Origin of the sequence: Brevibacterium sp., assembly GCF_031179145.1 — a bacterium.
In the GTDB taxonomy this organism is placed as follows: domain Bacteria; phylum Actinomycetota; class Actinomycetes; order Actinomycetales; family Brevibacteriaceae; genus Brevibacterium.
Genome location: NZ_JAPSIB010000020.1, coordinates 43,729 through 59,440 on the forward strand (window position 1 = coordinate 43,729; position 15,712 = coordinate 59,440).

Below are 15,712 nucleotides of genomic sequence, written 5' to 3' on the forward strand. Positions count from 1 at the left end.
TAGACGTGGCGGCGCACCCAGGAGTGCATGGTGATGGCCGCGGCGGCTGCGGCATTCATCGACCGCGTAGAACCGAACTGGGCGATCGACAGCACAGCCGTGCTCGCCCGGTGGGCCTCCTCGCTCAGCCCGGGCCCCTCCTGCCCGAACAGCAGCAGACAGGAGCGCGGCAGGTGATAGGTCTCCAACGGCACCGAATCGGGGAAGTTGTCGATCCCGATCAGCGGCACCTCGTTGTCGGTGCACCACTGCACCAGGTCCTCGACGCTGGGGTGGTGGATGATGTGCTGGTACTTGTCGGTGACCATGGCGCCGCGTCGGTTCCAGCGGCGTTTGCCCACGATGTGCACGGCAGCGGCGTTGAACGCATTGGCCGTGCGCACAACCGACCCGATGTTGAGATCGTGCTGCCAGTTCTCCACCCCGACGTGGAAATCATGCCGAGAGGAGTCGAGGTCGGCCACGATCGCGTCATGCTTCCAATACCGGTACCGATCGACGACGTTGCGCCGATCGCCCTCGCGCAGCAGATCCGGGTCGAAGTGCTCATCCACAGGCCAGGGGCCGGCCCAAGGACCGACCCCCACCTGTTCCTGCGATTCCGTCACTTCTCGGTGTCGTCCCCTGAGTCCGATTTCTTCGCCCCCAGGTCCTTCACCGAGGTGGCACCGGTCGCCTTCGCGTCCTCCGCCGAGGTGTCGCTGACGTCCTCATCGGCGTCAGCGTCCGCCTCGGCGCCGATAGTCGAGTCCGGCTCCGAGCCGGACACCGACTTCGAGCCTGTCGCAGATTCAGCGTCCGCCGAATCGCTCTTCGCACCGACACCGGCGGCGACCTTCTTCGCCCGCTTGCTCATCTTCACGGTCTTGCCACCGCGTCCGCCGCCGGTGAGCACCGAACGGACGTAGGCCGATCCGGCCAGCGAGTGGACGATGACCGCGACCAGCAATGCGATGCCGGCGGCAACGAGGCCGTCCCACCACTCGGTCGCGCCCGCGAAGTACCGGCCGGCGATTCCGATGGGTGAGGTGAACGGGGTCCAGGACAGGACCTTCGCCACCGTGCCCGAGGCGCCGACGAACACCGGGGCCATGAGGCCCGCGACCGTGATCACGCCGATGATCCACAGGAAGGTCTTCCGGGCGGCCGAGGACGTCAGAGTCGAGGCCCAGACGAGCAGCGCGAACACGATCCAAGCCGTGAACAGCAGTGTCAGGGCGAACCAGCCCAGCCCGGGCAGCATCGAGAACGCCAGATCCGTCTTGCCCGAGATCGACAGTCCCAGCTCCAGCACCACTGCGGCGACGACGAGGTGGACGACGACGAGGGTGAGCAGGCCGGTGATCCGTCCCGACGCCGAGGCGCGCGGCGGAATCGTGGCCGCGATGATCTCCGTGATCCGGTTGCGCTTCTCCAAGCGCAGGTTGGCGTACATCGCCGAACCGAGCGTCCCGATGACGAGCAGGGAGAAGATGACCATGCCCCAGAGCACCGGGGTCGCGATCGGCTCCTCGACCGCCGGGGTCTGGAGCAGGGTGGCCTCGGTCTTCGGCGCCAGCTTCTCCAGCAGGGCCTCGGGCTGCTTGTCCTTGGCGATGATCGTCGGCTGCCCCTGACCGGTGGGGTCCTGGATGAAGGCGGCGTCGACCTTGCCTTCGCGCACGAGCTTCTCGGCGGTCTGTGGGTCCTTGGCGTCGGTGATCTTGATATTGAGCTGCTGCTCGTACATCGCCGCCTGCTCACCCACGCCGACCATGGCCAGGCTCGGCGTCCCGGAGGTCGATTCGGCCTCGCTGACGATTCCGCTGATGATCGCGGCGAGGATGCCGAGCACGATGACGGCGCCGGTGACCAGGAAGTAGGGGCTGCGCAGGAGTGTCGAGCTCTCCCGGTTCGAGACCAGCCACGCGGCTTGGCGCTTGTTCACGTCGACGAACTCGGAGACGAGCCCTGTCTCCGGCAGCTCGTCCTCGTCCGGAGTCTCCTCCTGCAGTTCGAACGGAACCGGGTCGTCTCCCAGCTCCAGAGGTTCGGGGGATTCCTCGTCCCGGGCTGCGTCCTTGCCTGCCATCACAAAACCTCCTTGTACTGCTCGGCCAACGTGGGACGAACTCGATCGAAGCCCGTCACCCCACCCAGCCTGGACACGGTCAGGGCTGCGGCCATCGCATCCTCGGCCCGGAAGCTGATGATGTTGCCGTGCGTGTCGATGACCTCGACGTCGCTGATGCCGTCGCTGCTGCTCAGCGCGCGGAGAGCCGCGTCCGCCTCGGCGAGCTCCACCTGGTACTTCGTCTCACCGAGGAGATCGGACACGCTGCCCTTGGCAAGGACCCGGCCCTGGTTGAGCACGACGACGTCGTCGGCGTACTTCTGCGCGGACTCCCAGTCGTCGGTGGCGAGGATGACCGGCACTCCGGAGGCGGCGTGCGCCCCCAACAGGTCCATGACGAGCTCCATCGACTTGAGGTCGAGGCCCGCGAACGCATCGTCGATGACGACGACATCGGGATCAGCGGCCAGCGTGGCAGCGATGTCGACACGGGCGATCTCGGTGCCGCTGAGGTTCTTCAGGGGTGCATACCCTCGGTCGGCGAGTTCGAGCTGGGAGAGCAGTGTCAGTGCGTTGCGCTCGGCCGCGCCCAGGGTGATCCCGTGCAGGCGGGCGAGGTAGACGATCTGGTCGATGACGCGCATGTTCGGGTAGCCGCCGCGTTCGCCGGGGAGGTATCCGAAGTTCTGCCGGTCACCGAAGTCGAGTTCGTGCCCCTCGAGCTTCACAGTTCCCTCGTCGGCGGAGATCAGGCCCATGATGACGCGGACCAGTTCGGTCCGGCCTGCCGAACGGGTGCCGATGATGGCGGTGATCCGACCTGCCTTCGCGGTGAAGCTCACCTCGTCCAGATACGTTCGCTTTCCCTGTCGCAGGGAAATCTCTTTCAATGTGAGCACGTGTCTTCCTTCTTCCAGGCAGGCAAATGTGTGAGAGGGCCCCATCTATCGTGTGGAATGGGCCTCGATGTTTCAAACCAGGACAGGCGTTTCGAATGAATTGTCAGTCGAGTCCCAGCTGATGACCCGGGGCCGACGATGATCGCCCGTCGAGACCGAGGTGATCGTCAATCGAGACCGAGGTCGCTCGTCGTCAGGGCCGTCAGGTACGGGATTCCGGTCGCCTCGACCTTCTCCTTCGCCCCGGTGCTGCGGTCCATGACGACGGCCACGGCCACCACCTCGGCGCCGGCTTCGCGCAGCGCCTCGACCGCGGTGAGCACGGATCCTCCGGTCGTCGAGGTGTCCTCGACCGCGATGACCCGTTTGCCCTTGACGTCGGGACCCTCGACCCGGCGTGACATGCCGTGCTTCTTCGCCTCCTTGCGAACGACGAAGGAGTCGACAGGGGTGCCGCGGACGACCGACCGGTGCATGACAGCGGTGCCGACGGGATCGGCTCCCATCGTCAGTCCGCCCACGGCGTCGATCGAATCGAGCAGACCCTCGGCCTCGAGGAGGTCGAGCACCACATCGCCGATCAGCGGGGCGGAGCGGTGATCGAGGGTCACGCGACGCAGATCCAGGTAGTAGTCGGCTTCACGGCCGGAGGAGAGGGTCACTTTGCCCCGCACCACGGCGAGTTCGTCGATGAGGTCGAGCAGCTGCTGGCGAGTGTCTGTCATGGTGCCAGTCTAAATGGACACGGTTCCCGTGAATGACAAAGACCCCGGGGCGCGTAATCGCGACATCCCGGGGTCTTCGCAGCACTCCCCTCGAGTACCCGGACGCATCCCCATACGTCCGTTTCGTCCACCCGATCCCCACCGGGCGGACATGACAATTCCAACACATCCCGGACCACGTTGTAAAGAAACATTTTGGCGTCTGTGGGGACTCGAATGGGGTCACCGCCACCAGGATCGCATTCGTCTTTCCTGGTGAGAAGCTTCTACTGACTAGTACAACGATCAACTTGTTTCCTCGAAGACACGAAAATCCGTTTCAGGAATTCCTCTCAAACGAGAATTTCTCCGACCCCAGGCGGATAAGTGACCGGGGCGCCACGTGAGCGACCTGAGCCGCCAGCCGATACTGCCATCCGGGAATCGAAACCACCTTGCCGCGACGCGCGTCGGCGAGCGATCTCGTCACGACGTGCTCCACATCCAGCCAGATCCACCCCGGCCCCGGCCTGTCGACTCCGAGTCGCTCGTGGAATTCGGTGCGGATGAACCCGGGCAGCACAGCGGTCACGGTGACGGGGGTGTCGCGCAGCTCGCCGGCGAGCGCCTCGGTGAACACGAGCGCCGCCGACTTCGAGGCGGCGTACTGGCCCATCGTCGTCAGCGCCGCCAGTGACGACACGTTGATGATCCCCCCGCGTCCGCGCGCCTTCATCTCCTTCGCCGCGGCGACTGACAGGTCCCGGACAGCGCCGCTGAGAACCGTGTCCAGCTCCGCCAACTCATCAGGGTCGGAATCGAGCAGCCCGTGCTTGAGCCCGTATCCGGCGTTGTTGATGAGCAGATCGACCCGCGTGGACTCGATGACCGCTCTGATCGCATCGATGCCCTCGGCGGCGGAGAGATCGGCGGGGACCACCTCGGCGCGGATGGAGAACTCGGACTCCAACTGCTGCGCAAGCTCCCGCAGCCGGGCCTCGTTCCGGCCGACGAGGACGAGGTCATAGGAGTCAGCGGCGAGCCTGCGGGTATATTCGCGACCGAGTCCGGCCCCGGCGCCGGTGACGAGGGCACGCGGACGGGCAGCTTCGTCCGCACGCGAGTCCACGGGCGAAACCCCTCCCGAACCTCGGTTCGCGGAGCTCACTGCCTGGCCCCTTCGCCGAGCCGCACCGTGAGCGACTGGGCGGCAGTGCCGATGGGCCCCGCCTCGTCGCTGAGCACCGAGGCGGTCTCCCCGATCCCGGTGGGCCCGAACGCCACTCGCGTCTCGAAACCGCCCCACCCCGGCTGCGGCTGCCGGATGAGGTGGATCGTGAGATCGACGTTGGGGAAGAACGTCGAGCGCGGGTCCTCGCGCACGGCCATCCCGTTGGCGGCGTCGACGAGCTTGATGAACGCCGCCGTCGGCGGATCGACCTCGCCGTCGACCAAAGGATAGGGCGCGCGCACCCACGACCGGCCGAAGCCGGGACGCGCCTCGGCGGACTGCCTGCCCTCGAGGGACGCGATGAAGCCGCCTCCCCACCGGTCGCTGAACTGCTGGGATTCCATCTCCTCGGGTGCGGGCAGAGGGGTCCATTCATTGCCGGCGACCGCCTCCGTGGCTCCGGCCTGCAGTCGCCAGACCCGAGCATGGACGCTCGTGCGATCACCATGGCGCATTCTCGCCTCGACGAGCTCGATCGTCCGTCCCGGTCGGATCACCTCGACATCGACCATGAACTCGCCGGACTGGATGACGCCGAGGATGTCGAACGCGACCCGGGACACGATCTTGTCCGTGGGCAGGCGGCGTTCGATCTCGGCCAGGACCAGTCCGGAGGCGGGAGCCATGTGCTGCTCCCCCGGCTGCCATGCTCCCTGCGAGTGCAGGGTCGAGTGCAGCCGGTTCTCAGAGAGCCGGACATAGTAGGAGTCGGGACACGACGCCCCATCGTGGCCGAGGTGCTGGTTGGGGGCTTCAGGCATGCGACCACACTATCGACCCACCCGTCGGGAGCAATTGGAGGGGCGGGAGTGGACCGACGCTCCGGCGCACACCGGGATTCCATGCCCGGCCGAGGTGAGATGGCACTTTGGTCCGGTGCCCCGAGCACTTAGGCTGTGAGGGTGAGAATCGCTAGCTGGAATGTGAACTCGATCCGCGCCCGGAAAGACAGAATCGGTGCTTGGCTGGATCGCTCAGACGTCGACGTCCTGGCCATCCAGGAACTCAAGTGCAAGGATGCGCAGTTCCCGAAGGAGATCTTCGCCGAGCGCGGCTACGAAGTCAGCTTCCATGGCCTCAACCAGTGGAACGGCGTCGCCATCGCCTCCCGGGTGGGCCTGGAGGACCCGGAGCTCGGCTTCACCGAGGTGCCCGCCTTCGGCGACGACCCCGTCGTCGAGGCCCGTGCGATCTCGGCCACCTGCAACGGGGTGCGCGTGTACTCGCTCTACGTCCCCAACGGCCGCGAGGTCGACCACCCGCACTACTTCTACAAGCTCGACTGGTTCCGGGCGCTGGCCGCCGACGTCGACGTCCAGCTCAAGGCCAACCCGAGCAAGAAGCTCGTGCTGTGCGGCGACTTCAACGTCGCGCCCTTCGATGAGGACGTCTGGGACATGGAGGCGTTCGCCGGGGCGACCCACGTGTCCGAACCCGAGCGCCAGGCCTTCAACGACCTCCTCACGGTCGGACTCACCGAGGTCACCCGCCCCCTCGCCCCCGGGCCCGGGGTGTACACGTTCTGGGACTACCAGCAGCTGCGCTTCCCGAAGAAGCAGGGCATGCGCATCGACTTCCAGCTCGCCTCGGCGCCCTTGGCCGAGGCGGCCACCTCCGCGCTCATCGACCGCGAGGAGCGCAAGGGCAAGGGAGCCTCCGACCACGCTCCCGTCATCGTCGACTACGACGTCTGAGCAAGAAACACCGCGGACAAGGGGCGGCCCGAGCGGGAACCGCCCCGAATTGGGTGGCACATTTCGGGGTCCAGGCATAGACAACCTCCCTCTCTTCTGGTGAAGTGGAAGCCAGGAGCAAGGAAGGTGACAAGGATGTCAGCATCAGTCCGAGAACTCGTCGACGAGGCCTACGAGCGGCGCGAATCCACGTGGAGGGCAGCGCTGGAGACGGTCAACGACTGGGTCGAGTCCGCTTGCTCGTCGAACCCCGAGCTGTCCCCCGACCGGGTGCAGGTGGCTGCGGGCCGGATCAAGAGCCCCCTGCGCACGGGTGAGAAGCTGCGGCGGAAGCTTGCCGATGCCAATGACATGATCCACCAGTCCGTCGAGGTCGAGAACCATGTCGTCGACGTCGTCGGCGCCCGCGTGGTGTGCCGGACCGAGAGGGAGCAGGCCGCCCTGTGGGACCTCCTGCAGGACGGCTCCGGTGAACTCTCCATCGCCGAGGTGCGCGACTACTGCCTGCACCCCAAACCATCCGGTTACCGCGGGCGCCACCTCATCGTCGAGGTTCCCTTCGACGCCGAACCCTCCGTGCTCGTCGAACTCCAGATCCGCACCGTGCTGCAGGACGCCTGGTCCACCCTGTCGGAGGAGCAGCTGTTCAAACCCGGGCAGGCGCTGAAGTCCGACGAGGAGCAGGAACGGCTCTCGGTCATCCTGTCCGGACTCCTGGCTCAGGCCGATGCGGTGGCCGGATACATCGCCGACGACGTCCGCTCAGCGTACGAAGGCGACGGCAGCCGGTCGTCCCGCCGGAGCGCCCGGCGTGACAGGGCGGAGGAGAAGACCACCTCGGCCAATGAACCCGCCATCGAAGTGACGGTCCGCGAGCTCAAGCATTCCTACGTCCTCGCCGCGGACGAGGTCGGCAGACACGGGATCATCCGCCTCGAGAACCTCGGCGCCCTCCCCGGCCTCCACAGCGGCTCCGGCCATCCCGCGCCCGGGGACAAGCTGCAGGTGCGGCTGGACGAGACGCCGACCACCCGATACTTCATCCCAGTCGCCCGAGAAGGCTGAACCGCCACGGGCAGAAGCCCGCGTCGCGAGCGCGAGCACGACCCCGCCGAGACACCGACTAGACTTGCCTCCCATGGGAAAGAAGTCGAAGCGCTCCAAGGAAGATCTCATCGCCAAGCGTCTGGCCCGGGCCGAGGCCACGGCCTTCGTCGCACGTCCTTTCGAGGGCCTGCCATTCGAAGCCGACCTCATCTGCCTGCGTGAGCTGGTCCCCGCCGCGACCGCCGAGGTGAAGCTGACCGAGGAGTACGGCGGCCGCACGGTCACCATCGCCTCGCTGCTGCCCGCCGCCTGGCAGGCCTGGCATCGCGAGGACGGAGCTCTGCTGGGCGGCCTGCAGGTCCCTGTGTCATCCACGGATGCCTCCCGCGACGTCGCCTACGGAATCCTCGCCGCCGCCGAGGCGGAGCCGGGCACCACCGTCGAGGCGACGACCGAACCCGGTCGCGGCCCCCGTCTGCAGGACATCCTCGACCTCGACCACCCCTTCGACGTCCGGGTCCTCGAGACCTTCGACTACTGGCAGCTGCCCGAGGCCGAGACCGACTCGGACATCGCCGCCGCGATCGAGCAGGCCAACGACTCGATCTCCCCGACGGAGAAGATCGCCTCGGTCGACTCCGCGTACTGGACCGAGATGTCCGGCCGCACCTACGTCCGGTGGGCACGCACCGAAGGCGAGGACGCCGTCGTCACCGCCCTGGCCCGGCTTGCCGCCGAGAATGGGAACAACCTCGGCGGACCGGGGACGTTCCTCGGCTACTTCCGCGCGCACGGGATCATCGTGCCCGTCTGGGAACTCGAATTCGGCACCCGCGCCGATGACGTCGAGGAGCCCATCTCCGAGTTCGGCAGGCGCCTCGACGCCGCCCTGACCACTGCGGAGCCGCTGAGCACCGACGCGCGCCGACTGCGGTCCGGCATCGTCTCCCGCCAGCTGACCATCCACTGAGCCGGAGGGAACACATGCCAGATCAGGCACCCGCGCATCCTCCGCAGGCGGTCGCCGCCGTCATCCCGGCGATGAACGAAGCCGAGCGGATCGCCGCCACGGTGTCGAGCGCCAAGTCGATTCCGGGAGTCGACATCGTCATGGTCATCGACGACGGCTCAACCGACGACACCGGAGTGCTGGCCCGGCGGGCCGGCGCCGAGGTGGTCACTCACCGGAAGAACAAGGGCAAGGCCGCGGCCATGATGACCGGGGCCTTCGCGATCCGCAACCGGGAGATCTCCGAGACCTCGCCCGGCCGGACCCCGGATCATCGTGCCCTGCTGTTCATCGACGGCGACCTCGAGGAGTCCGCAGCCGGCACCGCTCCCCTGACCGAGCCGGTCCTCACCGGCGAGGCTGATATGACGATCGCGATCCTGCCCGTGCAGAAGCGCAAGGGCGGCGGATTCGGGTTCGTCGTCGGCCTCGCGAAGAAGGGGATCCGGGAACTGTGCGGGTTCGAGGCCACGCAGCCGCTGTCGGGCATGCGCTGCCTGAGCCGCGAGGCTTTCGACGCGGCCCTGCCCTTCGCCGCCGGATGGGGCGTGGAGACGGCGATGACCATCGACGTCGTCAACGCCGGGCTGCGAGTGAGAGAAGTCGAATGCGACCTCCACCACCGGGTCACCGGCCGCGATCTCAAGGCTCAGCTCCACCGCGCGGCCCAGTACCGCGACGTCGCCAGGGCGCTGCTGGTCAGGAAGCTGCGGACGAAGAGGTGACGCCCAGCGACCGTTTCGCCTATCTCGGACCGGAAGCCACCTTCACGGAGGCCGCCCTGCTCAGATATCTCGACGACCGGGGACTGCGCGCTGCCGCCACGATCATTCCGATGCGCGGTGTCGCCTCGGCGCTGGAATCGGTCCTCGACGGGGACTGCGAAACCGCCGTCGTCCCGATCGAGAACTCGGTCGAAGGCGGCGTCCCCGCGACGATCGACGCCCTGACCGAGCACGGTCGACTGCAGATCGTCGCCGAGGTGGTCGTGCCCGTGCGCTTCGTCCTGGCCGTGAAGCCGGGAACGGACATCGGTTCGCTCGGCTCCTTCGGCACCCACCCTCACGGAGAGGCGCAGGTGCGCGGCTACATGGCCGAGCATTTCCCCGAGGCCGTCTACATCCCCACCTCGTCGACGGCTGCCGCCGCCCGCGACCTGGCCAACGATGCGGGGGAGCACGTGGCGGCGGTGTGCCCCGCCCTGGCCGCCGAACGCTACGGGCTCGAGGTCATCGCCGAGGACATCGGCGACAATCGGGAGGCGGTGACCCGGTTCGTCGTCGTCAGGCGGCCCGGTGCGATCCCCGAGCCGACCGGGGCGGACAAGACCACCATCGTCGCCGCTCTGCGGTCGAACCGGTCGGGGGCGCTGCTCGAGCTGCTCGAGCAGTTCTCGACCCGCGGGGTGAATATGTCACGCATCGAATCCCGGCCGACCGGTGACGGGCTGGGCCTCTACCAGTTCTCGATCGACCTGCAGGGGCACATCCGGGAGGCTCGGATGGCGGAGGCCCTGCAGGGAGTCCATCGCGTCGCCCGCCGGCTGCAGTTCCTCGGCAGCTACCCCAGCGCCGACGAGGTGAAGGTGCTCGTCGACCCGACCACGGACGAGCACTCGTTCGCTGCGGCTGCCGCTTGGTTGGAGGACACCCTCCACGGGGAGTGACCTGCGCCCCGCACCGGACGGTCAGCTGAAGCGTGACGGGGTGAGGTGCTGGGCAGTGGAGATGCCGAGCACCCGATGCTGGCGCGTGAGGTTGTAGGTGCGGTCGAACTGCAGGTACTCGACGAGGAAGAGCTCGGCATTGTCGCCCCGTTTGAAGAATGACTTCACCCTGAGCGCGGCCTTCGCGGCGAAGAGCGCCTTGTCCTTGGCGATGGCCTCGATGACGACGGGGTCATATCCCATCCGGGCGAAGTGGGTCGACACCGCGTCCTTGAGCCGGTAGGGCTTCGGGTCCCCGACGTTGAAGGGACCGGAAGCGGAGGGCACCTCGAGGCAGGCGAGCGCCGCCCGCACCACATTGTCGATGTGCGCCAGCGTCAGCTTCTGCCGCCCACCTCCGGGGAGTTTGAGCGTCCCCTTCTTCGCCAGCGCCCGCAGGTAGGGCATGAACATCGTCTCGCCCGGTCCGTAGACAGCCGCCGGTCGGAGGATGGCGGCGTCGGGCCGCAGCCGGGTGACGAGCTTCTCCGCCAGGGCATGCGCCGTGGCGTAGGCATCGGTGTAATCGCCCGGATCCTTCGGGCCGGCCTCCTCCCACAGCTCGGTATGCGGAATGGAGGAGGGGTAGACGGTCGTGGAGGACAGATGGATGATGCGCGCGTCCTCGAAGGCGTCGAGGACATTCCTGGTCCCGATCACCCGCACCTGGTAGAGCTCGTCGTAGCCGGTGCGCACGTTCGGGATCCCGGCGCAGTGGAAGACCGCAGTGGCCTTCGCCGCCAAGGACCGCACCGCGGCCGGAGCCGGCTCGGTGATATCCCAGGGCTGGAAATCCACGCCCGGGATCTGCGGATCCCTCCGGCATAGGGCGTAGACCGGTTCGTCCCGGGTCGCCAAGGCACGGGCGATGGCACCGCCGATGAAGCCGCTTGCTCCGGTCACGACAATCGCCACGTCGACCCTCCGTCATCTGCTCGTGCAATCATGCGTGTATGGCGATGGCGTTCCCAGCGGACGTCCTCGTCGGCTTCGCCGAACGCGCATCGGGTGCAGAATGCTGCTCTGCCCACTGCCACTGTAACCCAAGCCCCGGACATGGATCGCCGCCGGCAGTAGTGTTGTCTCAAAGCAGCGCCCCCAGTACCGGCAAGCAGCATCATCCATTGCCGGAAACGGGTGGTTCCGGCATTCAAAGGAGACGATTGTGCTCACTCTGCTGATGATCATCGGATTCGGAGCGGCGACCAGTGTCGTGGTCGGCCTCGGCCAGAGGCTGCGGCTGCCCTGGCCCGCCCTGATGGTCGTGATCGGGATCGCCGGCGCGTTCATCCCGAGCATCGCCGACTTCCACCTCGACCCCGAGCTGATCCTCCCCCTGTTCCTGCCGCCGCTGCTGTTCGCCGCCGCCCAGAAGACGTCCTGGGCGCTGTTCGCGATCCGGTGGCGCACGATCCTCGGCATGGCCATCGCCCTCGTCGGCGTCACCGTCGCCGTCGTCGCCGGCACGGCGATGATCCTGATCCCCGGGATCACCCTGGCCGCCGCCGTGGCACTCGGGGCGATGCTCGCTCCCCCCGACCCCGTCGCGGTCGACGCCGTCGCCGGGACCGTGTCGATCCCGAGGAGGATCCTGAGCACCCTGCAGAGCGAGGGCCTGTTCAACGATGCCGCCTCCCTCGTGATCTTCCAGACCGCGATGGCGGCCGCGCTGGCCGGAACCGAGGTGGACTTCGCCGAGCTCATCGTGTCCTTCCTGCTCTCCGCCCTGATCGCGATCACTGTCGGCTTCGTCGTCGTGGCGATCGTCCGGTTCGTGACCGCACGCATCGACCACACCGTGGCCCGGTCCTCCCTCATGCTCACGCTGCCGTTCGGCGTCTACCTCATCGCCGAGCACCTCCACGCCAGCGGCGTCATCGCGGTGGTCGTCGCTGCTCTCGAGGTCCGCCGCCGCGACGTCGAGGACAACTCCGCCGACCGGGTCACCCAAGCCTCGACGTGGCAGGTGCTCGAGATGCTCATCACCGGCATCGCCTTCGGACTCATCGGGCTCGAACTGCGCCGGGTCGCAGAGGCCGAGAGCGCCGGCTTAGTCCCCTCGGTGCTCGTCGGACTGGCCATCGCCGCCGTCATCGTCGTCGTGCGCTTCGGGTGGCTGGCCCTGGGCTCGATCGTGGAGCGTCGGCACGGCGATGAGGATGCGGCCCCACGCAGCCTCCGGGATGCGACCCTGATGACCTGGGGCGGGATGCGCGGACTCGCGACGATCGCGCTGGCCCTGTCGATCCCGGCGACGACGACCACCGGCGAACCGTTCCCGGGCCGGTCCGAGATCCTCGTGGCCGCTGCCGTGATCCTGCTCGTCACGCTCGTCCTCGCCGGTCTGACGTTCCCCGGAGTCGTCCGCGCACTCGACATCGACGACGAGGCGGAACGGGAAGAGAAGGAGGTCGCCGAGATCGCGCAGCGGGCCTACCGGGCCGCGCTGGCCGAGCTCAAGGAGGAGGATCTGCCGGAGGAGGTGGTGGAGCCCATCCGTCGGCGGCTGCGGGTGCTCCACGCACAGCTGGTCGGCCTCACCGATGACCAGGCGAGCTCGGAGCTGGCGACGAGCCTGCGCGAACATCGGGCGGAGATGACTCGCCTGCAGAGGAAGGCGCTGCAGACCGCTCGCAGCGAAGTGCTCCGGGCCCGCCGGGAACGCGGGACCGACCCAGAGGCTGCGGACAAGGTCCTGCGCCGCTTCGACCTCCAATCGGTTCTTCTGCGCTGAGGCACGTGGACCGATCCGCCGGCCTGGGGGTGGGCTTCCAGGTTATTCAGGGTTGAGCGGAATAGACTCAACTTTCTTGGTGTTGACCATATCGAGTACTGAACCATTGATCCCTGAGAGGAGCTGCGTATGGACGCACAGATGACCACCAAATCGCGGGAGGCGCTGCAGTCGGCGATCAACGACGTCGTGGCCCGCCGCAACAACCAGATCGAGCCGACCCACCTCGTCGCCGCACTGCTCGAGCAGCCGGACTCCCTGGCCTCGGCCCTGATGACGAAGGTCGGAGCCGACCCGAAGACCGTTCGGCAGTCGATCGAAGCGGCGATCGACACCCTGCCCACGGTGATCGGCTCGACCGTCTCCCAACCGGGCCTGTCCCGGTCCGCACTCGAGATGATGAACCTGGCGCAGGAGGAGATGACCGCCCTGGGCGACCAGTTCGTCTCGACCGAGCACCTGCTGCTCGCCGCCGCCCAGGGCAAGGAGGACGCCGGAGAGATCCTGCGTCGTGCCGGCGCCAACCGCGACGCCCTGCTCGCGGCGCTGCCCGACCTGCGCGGAGGCAAGAAGGTCACCTCCGAGAACCCGGAGGACACGATGCAGTCGCTGGAGAAGTACGGCGTCGACCTCACCGCTGCCGCCCGCGAGGGCAAGCTCGACCCGGTGATCGGTCGCGACACCGAGATCCGCCGTGTGGTCCAGGTGCTGTCGCGGAGGACGAAGAACAATCCGGTTCTCATCGGCGAACCCGGCGTCGGCAAGACCGCCGTCGTCGAAGGCCTCGCCCAGCGCATCGTCGCCGGAGACGTGCCGGAATCCCTGCGCAACAAGACCCTGGTCAGCCTCGACCTGTCGGCGATGGTGGCCGGCGCGAAGTACCGTGGCGAGTTCGAGGAGCGACTCAAGGCCGTGCTCGAGGAGATCAAGAACGCGGACGGCCAGATCATCACGTTCATCGACGAACTCCACACGGTCGTCGGAGCCGGGGCCACCGGTGATTCCGCAATGGACGCAGGCAACATGCTCAAGCCGATGCTCGCCCGTGGTGAGCTGCGCCTCGTCGGCGCGACCACCCTCGATGAGTACCGGGAGAACATCGAGAAGGACCCCGCCCTGGAGCGCCGGTTCCAGCAGGTGTTCGTCGGTGAGCCCACCGTCGAGGACACGATCGCGATCCTCCGCGGGCTCAAGGAGCGCTACGAGGCCCACCACAAGGTGACGATCAACGACGGCGCCCTGGTGGCCGCGGCCGCCCTGTCGAACCGCTACATCTCCGGGCGTCAGCTGCCCGACAAGGCGATCGACCTCGTCGACGAGGCGGCTTCGCGCCTGCGGATGGAGATCGACTCCGCGCCGGTCGAGATCGACGAACTGCGACGCTCCGTCGACCGGTTGAAGATGGAGGACCTGGCGCTGTCGAAGGAAACCGACCCCGCCTCCCAGGAGCGCCTCCAGGCTCTGCGCGCCGACCTCGCCGACAAGGAGGAGGAGCTGCGCGAATTGGAGGCGAAGTGGGAGTCGCAGCGTGCCGGTCTCAACCGCGTCGGTGACCTGAAGAAGAAGCTCGACGAACTGCGCAACCAGGCCGAGATCGCTCAGCGCGACACCGACCTGGAGACCGCGTCCAGACTGCTCTACGGGGAGATCCCCGCGGTGCAGAAGGAGATCGAGCTCGCCGAGGCCGAGGAAGCCGACGTCGAAGCGGACGATCCGATGGTCAGCGACCACGTGTCGAGCAACGACATCGCCGAGGTGGTCTCCTCCTGGACGGGCATCCCCGCCGGCCGCCTGCTCCAGGGTGAGGTCGAGAAGCTGCTCGGCGCCGAGGGCGTGCTCGGGCATCGACTGATCGGACAGAAGAACGCCGTGCGTGCCGTCGCCGACGCGATCCGCCGGTCCCGCGCGGGCATCTCCGATCCCGATCGGCCCACTGGCTCGTTCATGTTCCTCGGCCCCACCGGCGTCGGCAAGACTGAGCTCGCGAAGTCCCTGGCCGACTTCCTGTTCGACGACGAGAAGGCCCTGATCCGCATCGACATGAGCGAGTACGGCGAGAAGCACACTGTGTCCCGCCTCGTCGGTGCCCCTCCCGGCTACGTCGGCTACGACGAGGGCGGACAGCTCACCGAGGCTGTGCGCAGGCGTCCGTACTCGGTCGTCCTGCTCGACGAGGTGGAGAAGGCTCACCCGAGCGTCTTCGACATCCTCCTCCAGGTCCTCGACGACGGCCGGCTGACCGACGGCCAGGGACGCACCGTCGACTTCAGGAACACCATCCTGATCCTGACGTCGAACCTGGGCTCGCAGTTCCTCGTCGACAAGTCCCTGTCGAGCGAGGAGCAGAGGAAAGCGGTCATGGACACCGTGCAGTCGACGTTCAAACCGGAGTTCCTCAACCGTCTCGACGACATCGTGCTCTTCGACGCCCTGGGCACCGACGAGCTTTCGTCCATCGTGGAGCTGCAGTTCAAGCATCTGGCCGCGCGGCTGACGGACCGTCGGATCACGCTCGAGGTCACGGACGCCGCGAAGGACTGGCTGGCGCTGGAGGGCTACGATCCCGCCTACGGTGCGCGCCCACTGCGCCGACTGGTCCAGCGCGAGATCGGCGACCGCCTGGCCCGCGCCCTGCT

At 67.4% G+C, this 15,712-nt stretch carries 14 protein-coding genes; 7 read left to right on the forward strand and 7 right to left on the reverse strand.

The features are described 5' to 3' along the window. From RIT73_RS14250 to RIT73_RS14275, 6 genes are all read right to left on the reverse strand, one after another. Positions 1-608: TrmH family RNA methyltransferase (locus RIT73_RS14250; RefSeq protein WP_309132753.1), on the reverse strand; the 608-nt coding region annotated here is incomplete at its 3' end. Then, positions 605-2,071: a sodium ABC transporter permease gene (locus RIT73_RS14255; RefSeq protein WP_309132754.1), complete on the reverse strand. Its 1,467-nt coding sequence runs from the start codon at positions 2,069-2,071 to the stop codon at positions 605-607. The genes RIT73_RS14250 and RIT73_RS14255, both read right to left, overlap by 4 nt. After that, complete coding sequence (locus tag RIT73_RS14260; protein WP_309132755.1) at positions 2,071-2,952, reverse strand: ATP-binding cassette domain-containing protein; 882 nt, start codon at positions 2,950-2,952, stop codon at positions 2,071-2,073. Before RIT73_RS14260 ends, RIT73_RS14255 begins: the two co-directional genes overlap by 1 nt. Positions 2,953-3,119: 167 nt before the next feature. After that, positions 3,120-3,677 (reverse strand): orotate phosphoribosyltransferase, encoded by a 558-nt coding sequence (pyrE, locus tag RIT73_RS14265; RefSeq protein WP_309132756.1) that lies wholly within the window; start codon positions 3,675-3,677, stop codon positions 3,120-3,122. Positions 3,678-3,996: 319 nt separating this feature from the next. Continuing rightward, on the reverse strand, positions 3,997-4,785 hold the full coding sequence (locus tag RIT73_RS14270; protein ID WP_309132757.1) for an SDR family NAD(P)-dependent oxidoreductase: 789 nt from the start codon (positions 4,783-4,785) through the stop codon (positions 3,997-3,999). 35 nt (positions 4,786-4,820) lie between these two features. Further along, a complete protein-coding gene (locus tag RIT73_RS14275; RefSeq protein ID WP_309132758.1) occupies positions 4,821-5,648 on the reverse strand; it encodes a thioesterase family protein in 828 nt (275 codons plus the stop codon). A 141-nt stretch (positions 5,649-5,789) separates the two neighbouring features. On the opposite strand from RIT73_RS14275, the gene RIT73_RS14280 reads away from it, so the two are divergent. The 5 genes from RIT73_RS14280 to pheA all read left to right on the forward strand — a co-directional run bounded on the left by RIT73_RS14280 (position 5,790) and on the right by pheA (position 10,303). Continuing rightward, on the forward strand, positions 5,790-6,581 hold the full coding sequence (locus tag RIT73_RS14280) for an exodeoxyribonuclease III (RefSeq protein ID WP_309132759.1): 792 nt from the start codon (positions 5,790-5,792) through the stop codon (positions 6,579-6,581). 135 nt (positions 6,582-6,716) lie between these two features. Next, positions 6,717-7,646 (forward strand): hypothetical protein, encoded by a 930-nt coding sequence (locus RIT73_RS14285; protein ID WP_309132760.1) that lies wholly within the window; start codon positions 6,717-6,719, stop codon positions 7,644-7,646. Between the two features lie 73 nt (positions 7,647-7,719). Continuing rightward, complete coding sequence (locus RIT73_RS14290; protein ID WP_309132761.1) at positions 7,720-8,598, forward strand: DUF5926 family protein; 879 nt, start codon at positions 7,720-7,722, stop codon at positions 8,596-8,598. 14 nt (positions 8,599-8,612) lie between these two features. Beyond that, complete coding sequence (locus RIT73_RS14295) at positions 8,613-9,362, forward strand: glycosyltransferase family 2 protein (protein WP_309132762.1); 750 nt, start codon at positions 8,613-8,615, stop codon at positions 9,360-9,362. Next, positions 9,359-10,303: a prephenate dehydratase gene (gene pheA / locus RIT73_RS14300; RefSeq protein ID WP_309132763.1), complete on the forward strand. Its 945-nt coding sequence runs from the start codon at positions 9,359-9,361 to the stop codon at positions 10,301-10,303. The genes RIT73_RS14295 and pheA overlap by 4 nt, the downstream gene beginning before the upstream one ends. 21 nt (positions 10,304-10,324) lie before the next feature. Here the strand turns inward: pheA and RIT73_RS14305 are convergent, their stop codons facing one another. After that, positions 10,325-11,257 (reverse strand): NAD(P)-dependent oxidoreductase, encoded by a 933-nt coding sequence (locus RIT73_RS14305; protein ID WP_309132764.1) that lies wholly within the window; start codon positions 11,255-11,257, stop codon positions 10,325-10,327. A 250-nt stretch (positions 11,258-11,507) separates the two neighbouring features. Between RIT73_RS14305 and RIT73_RS14310 the strand changes: the two genes are divergently transcribed. Both RIT73_RS14310 and clpB read left to right on the forward strand, forming a co-directional pair. Then, complete coding sequence (locus RIT73_RS14310; RefSeq protein WP_309132765.1) at positions 11,508-13,076, forward strand: Na+/H+ antiporter; 1,569 nt, start codon at positions 11,508-11,510, stop codon at positions 13,074-13,076. A 129-nt stretch (positions 13,077-13,205) separates the two neighbouring features. Further along, positions 13,206-15,712: ATP-dependent chaperone ClpB (gene clpB / locus RIT73_RS14315; RefSeq protein WP_309132766.1), on the forward strand; the 2,507-nt coding region annotated here is incomplete at its 3' end.

What these genes read in the sequence shown, in the direction of transcription:
- RIT73_RS14255 (WP_309132754.1), bottom strand. Translation starts at nt 2,071, where the DNA reads ATGGCAGGCAAGGACGCAGCCCGGGACGAGGAATCCCCCGAACCTCTG.
- pyrE (WP_309132756.1), bottom strand. Translation starts at nt 3,677, where the DNA reads ATGACAGACACTCGCCAGCAGCTGCTCGACCTCATCGACGAACTCGCC.
- RIT73_RS14275 (WP_309132758.1), bottom strand. Translation starts at nt 5,648, where the DNA reads ATGCCTGAAGCCCCCAACCAGCACCTCGGCCACGATGGGGCGTCGTGT.
- RIT73_RS14285 (WP_309132760.1), top strand. Translation starts at nt 6,717, where the DNA reads ATGTCAGCATCAGTCCGAGAACTCGTCGACGAGGCCTACGAGCGGCGC.
- RIT73_RS14290 (WP_309132761.1), top strand. Translation starts at nt 7,720, where the DNA reads ATGGGAAAGAAGTCGAAGCGCTCCAAGGAAGATCTCATCGCCAAGCGT.
- RIT73_RS14295 (WP_309132762.1), top strand. Translation starts at nt 8,613, where the DNA reads ATGCCAGATCAGGCACCCGCGCATCCTCCGCAGGCGGTCGCCGCCGTC.